Raw genomic sequence first — 6,583 nt, forward strand, 5'->3', positions numbered from 1 at the left:
AAAGTTCCAGATAAGGCCAATCCAATTGCCAAGCCAGCTGCTGCAAGAATGGCAATAAATGAAGCCATCTGAATACCGATCATTGAAGCTAAACTGATAATGAGTAAAATTCTAAATACTACACCAATCAAGGATAATAAGAATGGACTAAGTGATTCGTCCAGTTTCTTTTCTTTGAAAGTTTTCCCTAGTATTTTAATAAAGTGTTTAATAATCCATAAACCAACAATTAGAGTTATAAGTGCTAAAATTAATTTAGGGGCATATGATAGTAGTAGCTCAATACCTTTCTCACTATACTTGTCAAGATTTTCCATTATTTAGTTATTTTGTTGTTTTACCTGAAATTTTGGTCAATTTTATTAAAAGTCTCATGCTGAAGTAAAAACTTACTGGTGATACGCTAATCCTAGATAATTCTAATATTATCCATAAAAATTTCGGATTTTCGCACTCAAATTTTCTCTATATTGAAAACCTATTAATATATTAGCTTTTCTAAGCTAGGGTAATTTCTAATTAGTTTTAATGCAAATTTATTAAATTGATTTTAAATAATAATTATGAGATATTTATTTAGTTTATTGATGTTCATGAGTTCTCTTTTTATATCCTCAAGCATATTTGCTCAGGAAATACCTAATGCTGACATGGAAAATTGGATTAAATATGGGACATATGAAGACCCTCAATATTGGAAAACTCCTAATCAAGCTACATCACCATTATTTGTATTTTCTGTGACTAAAGAAAGCACTGATGTGTATGCAGGAAGTTATGCTGCCAGATTAGAGAGTATGTCTATTTTAGGAGGAATGGCCATTGTACCTGGTTTTATGACCATAGGAGATTTTGATGTTAATACGTCTACCATGGAATATTCTATTTATGGAGGTGTATCTTTTACCAATCGCCCACTGCGTTTAAAAGGTTATCATAAATATATTCCACAAGATGGAGACCAATGGTTAATTGCGATTAATACGTTTAAGTATGATAGTGTTAACGATAAATTAGATACAATTGGAATTGGTTTTTTTGAAGGAGGAGCAACTGATAGTATTTGGACACCTTTTGAGGTATTTATCAATTATTGGTCACAAGATGATCCTGATAGCTTAAATATTATTATTCTTTCATCCAGTAATGAAACACCACCTGCAGGTTCCTTATTATTGATTGATAGCATGTGGTTTGATTATACACCCAGTAGTTTAGCTGAAGATCGGAATGAAGTTCAATTTGATGTATATCCAAATCCAGCAACAAATCAAGTGACCATACGTTTAAATCATGAAACAGAGGCATTTATTTCTTTGACGAATCTTTGGGGACAGGAAGTTTTCAAGCAAATAATTAAAGATAAAACCACTTCAATTGACCTTAGTCATTTGCCAAAGGGTATTTATCTTGTAAAATCAAATACGAAAGATGCTAATTACATCAAGAAGCTGATTTTGCGTTAACCTAAAAATTAACAATGCCAGGTTTTATATCCACTGTCAAGAAATTCCCACGTACTTTCTGGATTGCCAACAGCATGGAGCTCTTCGAGAGGTGGGCTTATTATGGAATTTTAGCTGTATTGGCCTTATATATTACGAATTCAAAAGATACAGGTGCAATGGGTTTTACCCATATGCAAAAGGGGGTTTTAATGGGTACGTTTGGAGGAATTGTTTATTTTCTTCCAGTATTAACGGGTGCCATTGCTGATCGAATTGGATACAAGCTAACACTTGTTATTTCCTATGTTATTCTAATTTCGGGCTATTATATGCTTGGGCAAGCAGATTCATACAATGGTATGATGCTCGTTTTAGTTTATACGGCCATTGGAGCTGCTTTATTTAAACCTGTAGTTTCGGCAACAATAGCCAAAACGACAACCGAGGAGACTTCTTCCATTGGTTTTGGGATTTTTTATATGATTGTGAATATTGGTTCTTTTATCGGACCTGCAGTTGCTTCAGTTTACAGGGAAATCGATTGGGTTTATGTTTTTATTATTTCCTCTGCTGCTATTAGTCTGAACATGATTTTGGTGCTCTTGTTTTACAAAGAACCCAATAGGGAAAAGCAATCGGACAAGCTATTTCAAGCCATTATTAAGATTTTTAGAAACATTGTAGAAGTACTCAGCAATTTCAAGTTTGCTGTATTTCTACTTATTATTGTCGGATTCTGGGTTATGTATTGGCAATTGTTTTTTACACTACCCGTTTTTATTCAGGATTGGATAGATACAACACCAATCTATAATTTAGTTGCAACTATATTTCCTTTTCTTGCCAGGAAATTTGGAACGGCTGCAGGCACCATTAATCCGGAACTCATTTTGAATATGGTTTCATTTTTCATCATCTTGTTTCAGCTATTGATTTCTACCATAGTAATGAAATATAAGCCCTTAAATGCAATGATTAGTGGGATTTTTATTGCTTCAATTGGCCTTGGATTATGGTTTGTTTTTCAAAATGGTTTGTTTCTGTTTGCGTCAATATTTGTATTTGCCATAGGTGAAATGTCTAGTTCTCCTAAAATAACAGAATATATTGGTCGTATAGCACCTAAAGATAAAGTAGCACTCTACATGGGCATGTCTTTTTTACCAATAGCGGGAGGGAATTTTATTGGTGGGCCACTTTCAGGAAAAGTATATGCTCGTTTTGCCGACAAGACTACTTTACTTAAGCAAGAAATAACCAATCGGGGATTAGATTTACCTGAGATAACAGAAAGTTTCAGTAAAACCGATTATTGGAATCAAGCAAAAGATGTATTGAATTTAACAGATATAGAACTTACTCAATTATTATGGACAAATCATAGTCCAGATAACATTTGGATAGTATATACCTCCATAGGTGTATTTACTGCCATAGCCTTATTACTTTACGACAAATTGCTTTTGAAAAGTAAATAAGCAAAATTGCTTTTGCGAAATTACTAATGTTTTATAATTCGGATGATTTGAGGCTTCTCACCAACAATCTCAAGAAAGTATAATCCATTTTTAAAATCAGAAATGTTCACTTCGTTTAATGTCTGACCAGATAAGCGAATTTTTCCACTTAAGTCATACACATTATAGGTAAATACTGACTGAGATTCTGTCGTATGAATTAAACCTGTAGTTGGATTTGGATAAAATTGAAAAGCACTTTTTTCAGTATCATTGGCTTTTATTGATGTTGAATTACTTAATACGGTAATTGTTCCGACCATGCCAAAAGAAATTGCATGAGGTGTACATTCATACTCATATAGTCCAGCAACTGTAGGGACATATTGAAAAAAAGTATCAGCAGGAGCTTGCCATATTTGATCAAAAGTAGCTGCTCCTGCAGGAATATTTGTTGAAGTAATGGTATGAACCATAGAAGGAACATCCAGCGGGAGCCATTGAACAGTATCACCCAGTTGAATGCTAATGTCTGATGAGAAATTAGCATGACTAACAAACTGGGCATATCCATCCCAAACTTTTACAATATGTATTGTTGCTTTGGATGAATAGGTGATAATCAAAATGCTTAATATGATAATTATTTTTTTTAATGAAAAAAATATTTTCTTGTATTTCATAAAACAGTCAATTTATTAACAACAAAGATACGGTATTGAAGTCGATAATTAAACTGAATCTAATTAAGCTTAGCGATATGAAGGGAAATGGATTATTTAGTATCCAATGAACCAAATACGCGTTTTAAGATATCTGAAACACGTGCTATTGGATTTTTACGTATGGCTTTCTCTTCTGCCTCAATCTTCATAAAAAGTCCGTCCATTGCTTTGTTGGTCACATATTTAGTTAAATCTGTTTCCACTTTTTGACTGAAAGGAATTTTGTTATAAGCAGATGTTAAGTCGGTCCAATAATTTGATATTTCCATTTGATCAAGTACTCCTTGCACTTGAGGGGCAAATGCCTTAAATAAAGCATCTGAAGTTTTACCCTTAAAATAGGTTGTTGCCGCATTATCGGCACCTTTTAAAATACCCATTGCATCCTGGATACTCATACTGCTCACTGATGATGCAAAAATTGGAACTGCTTTCACTACAGCAGCTTCTGCACCACGATTCAATTTTAATTCAAAATTATCAACCATATCACCTAAACCCACTTGTCGGAGTTTATCGGCTACAAATTGAGCTTCCTGAGGGAAAGGTATTTTTAGAATTGGATCTTTGAAAAAGCCATCTTCTTTGCTTAACCTATTAACTGCATTCTGTGTACCCACATTAAGAGCCTCTTTGAGTCCTTTAATGACCTCAGCATTGGTTAATGCTTTTGGTGTAGTTCCTTGTCCAGATTCCAAAACTTTTTCAACGTCTTCATAACTGATGTTTTGTAATATTTCACATCCAGAAAGTAAAAAACTTACGACCAATAGGGCTACTGATATCTTTTTCATGCTTATTTTTTTATGTAAGCAAAATTACAAAAATATTGCCTCAATTAAATAGAAGGGAGTGATTAATAATAATTTATACAAATCAATTATATGATGAAAGGAATTACAGCTTTGCGATTTTCTGGATAATTGTCAAATTCCTTATTATACCATTTATGATGAGCCACTGATCGGGGCAATAAGTTAGTGACAGTCCAAATGAAGAAGGCCAGACCTGGCAAACTCCATGTCATTAAAGCAAAGCCAGCCCATTCAATAATTTCTCCTAAATGATTGGGGCAGGAAACATAATTGAATAATTTTCCAAAGGGAATGGAATAAGCATTAGTGTTCTTTTTTCTTAATGAGATCAATATGGAATCTGATTGCATATTGATAATCATACCTGTCACAAAAATGAGTGTGCCTACTATAAATTGTGGGCTCCATAGCCATTCAAGATTATAATGACTTAAATTTCCTAAATAATGGCCATTCAAAAAACCATTCATGAAATTAAAACAAATAGCCATAAACATGATGGAAAGAGGCATCTTTTTCCCTTTACTTCGAATTCGAGAAGGAAAAATATACGAGCGATTTACATAATGAAATACCCATGCAGTAAAAAAAATCCAGGGTAATAGTCCGTGCTGAAAGCCATTCCAAAGAAAGAAAATTGAGAAAACAAGCAGAGATGTAGTTTCCATCACTATCCATCCAAATCTATTATTTGTTAATTTTCCCCAACTATTTTTGATATGTCGACCATAAGGAGCTGTTATTCGGAGAAGAACAGGAAATATTAGTAAGGCTATGCCAATCCAAATCCAATTTACTAGAATAAAGCTATCATAATTCAGCATATTGGGGGTTTTTATCAAACCAATCATACGCATCTTTCAATGTTTCAGATAAGGGTCTGGGATTAAAGTTTAATTCTCTGGAAGCTTTTTCATGCGAAACATGGCGATTTGCATATTTTAATGTATCCAACGACATGCGAGTATACAAAGGCGGTTTATTGTTTAATTTACTCCATACATTCAAAAAAGGCAATGCCATTAAAGCAATAGTGTAAGGGCAATTAATGATAGGTTTTTTAATGGAGTGACTAAGCGCAGCCAAATCAACTAAGTCCTTCAGGCTTTTATAACTTCCTCCAAGCAAATATTTTTCGCCATTTTGCCCTTTGGTAATTGCAGCAATTGTTGCCTCAGCAACATCCCGTACATCAACCCAATCAAAACCACCAGGAACCAAAGCTGGCAAGCTTCCTTTTTTCAATCGCATTAATGTCTGGCCTAATAAAGAGGGTTTGAAATCAAATGGACCTAAAACAGCTGTAGGGTTTAGTATAATGCATTCTAAATCTTCTTTTGAGGCGGCAATGATGTCTTTTTCGCTGCTGTGTTTTGATCGGTCGTATGCAAAACCTTTTATCGATACGGCTTTTCTGCTTTCATCCAATTTTTCATGGATTGGATTTTGATCAAAGGCATGAATGGAGCTAAAATGAATGAGTCGTTTTACACCTGCTTTTTTACATGCCTGAATAATATTTTTTGTTCCTATCGTATTTATGTGCAGTTGCTGATCGGATTTTTTTGATCCAATGGAAATGACAGCTGCCAAATGAATAACGACTTCACAATCTTCAACCAGTTTGTCTAATGATTCAGGATCAGTAACGTCTCCTTTAATTATTTGAATAGGTAAACCCTGAATAGCCCGATCATCCTGAAAAATGAGAGCTTTCATCTGAAAACCTTTTGCATGAAGCTGGCGACAAAGATTTGCTCCAATGTGCCCACTTGCACCTGTAATGGCTATTTTAGAAGTTGAGTTCAGGTCTGAATTTTTATTTCCAACGAAGTCCAGTAGATTCCAATGGATTGATAAACCGATAGTAATTGAAATCCGATAATTTATTTTTGTCCCACCAGTTTTTGTATTGTTCTACCATAAAATCTAGTATGCTATCACTTTCATTAATTTGATAATTTAAATCGGTCATAACTGGTACTGAATTGGATGACGGAAATCTTCCATAACGATCCATATCGGTAATGTTGTAGCTTTTTCGAATAGATTCGATAGACCACAGGGCAACAAACCCAAGTTTCACTTCATTTTGTCCATATGATGATAAGGGATTTCTTGGAAACTTATCTATTAAT

Annotated in this window: 8 protein-coding genes; 2 read left to right on the forward strand and 6 right to left on the reverse strand. The window is 34.0% G+C overall.

Going from position 1 to position 6,583, the window contains the following annotated elements; translation table 11 throughout:
* Positions 1–317 (reverse strand): mechanosensitive ion channel family protein (locus HOG71_06305; protein ID MBT5990448.1); only part of this gene is annotated, 317 nt, incomplete at its 3' end.
* A gap of 246 nt (positions 318–563) precedes the next feature.
* On the opposite strand from HOG71_06305, the gene HOG71_06310 reads away from it, so the two are divergent.
* Complete coding sequence (locus tag HOG71_06310; GenBank protein ID MBT5990449.1) at positions 564–1,466, forward strand: T9SS type A sorting domain-containing protein; 903 nt, start codon at positions 564–566, stop codon at positions 1,464–1,466.
* 26 nt (positions 1,467–1,492) lie between these two features.
* On the forward strand, positions 1,493–2,926 hold the full coding sequence (locus tag HOG71_06315) for an MFS transporter (protein MBT5990450.1): 1,434 nt from the start codon (positions 1,493–1,495) through the stop codon (positions 2,924–2,926).
* 23 nt (positions 2,927–2,949) lie between these two features.
* Here the strand turns inward: HOG71_06315 and HOG71_06320 are convergent, their stop codons facing one another.
* The 5 genes from HOG71_06320 to HOG71_06340 all read right to left on the reverse strand — a co-directional run.
* Positions 2,950–3,588 (reverse strand): T9SS type A sorting domain-containing protein, encoded by a 639-nt coding sequence (locus HOG71_06320; protein ID MBT5990451.1) that lies wholly within the window; start codon positions 3,586–3,588, stop codon positions 2,950–2,952.
* A 92-nt stretch (positions 3,589–3,680) separates the two neighbouring features.
* Positions 3,681–4,424 (reverse strand): DUF4197 domain-containing protein, encoded by a 744-nt coding sequence (locus HOG71_06325; GenBank protein ID MBT5990452.1) that lies wholly within the window; start codon positions 4,422–4,424, stop codon positions 3,681–3,683.
* Positions 4,425–4,510: 86 nt separating this feature from the next.
* Positions 4,511–5,269: a DUF1295 domain-containing protein gene (locus HOG71_06330; GenBank protein ID MBT5990453.1), complete on the reverse strand. Its 759-nt coding sequence runs from the start codon at positions 5,267–5,269 to the stop codon at positions 4,511–4,513.
* The gene (locus tag HOG71_06335; GenBank protein ID MBT5990454.1) at positions 5,256–6,335 is read right to left on the reverse strand and encodes an NAD-dependent epimerase/dehydratase family protein; all 1,080 of its coding nucleotides are present in this window, start codon (positions 6,333–6,335) and stop codon (positions 5,256–5,258) included. The genes HOG71_06330 and HOG71_06335 overlap by 14 nt, the downstream gene beginning before the upstream one ends.
* The coding region (locus HOG71_06340; GenBank protein MBT5990455.1) for a DUF4943 family protein at positions 6,265–6,583 on the reverse strand (319 nt) is incomplete at its 5' end. The genes HOG71_06335 and HOG71_06340, both read right to left, overlap by 71 nt.

It is taken from the genome of Bacteroidota bacterium, assembly GCA_018698135.1.
GTDB lineage: Bacteria > Bacteroidota > Bacteroidia > CAILMK01 > JAAYUY01 > JABINZ01.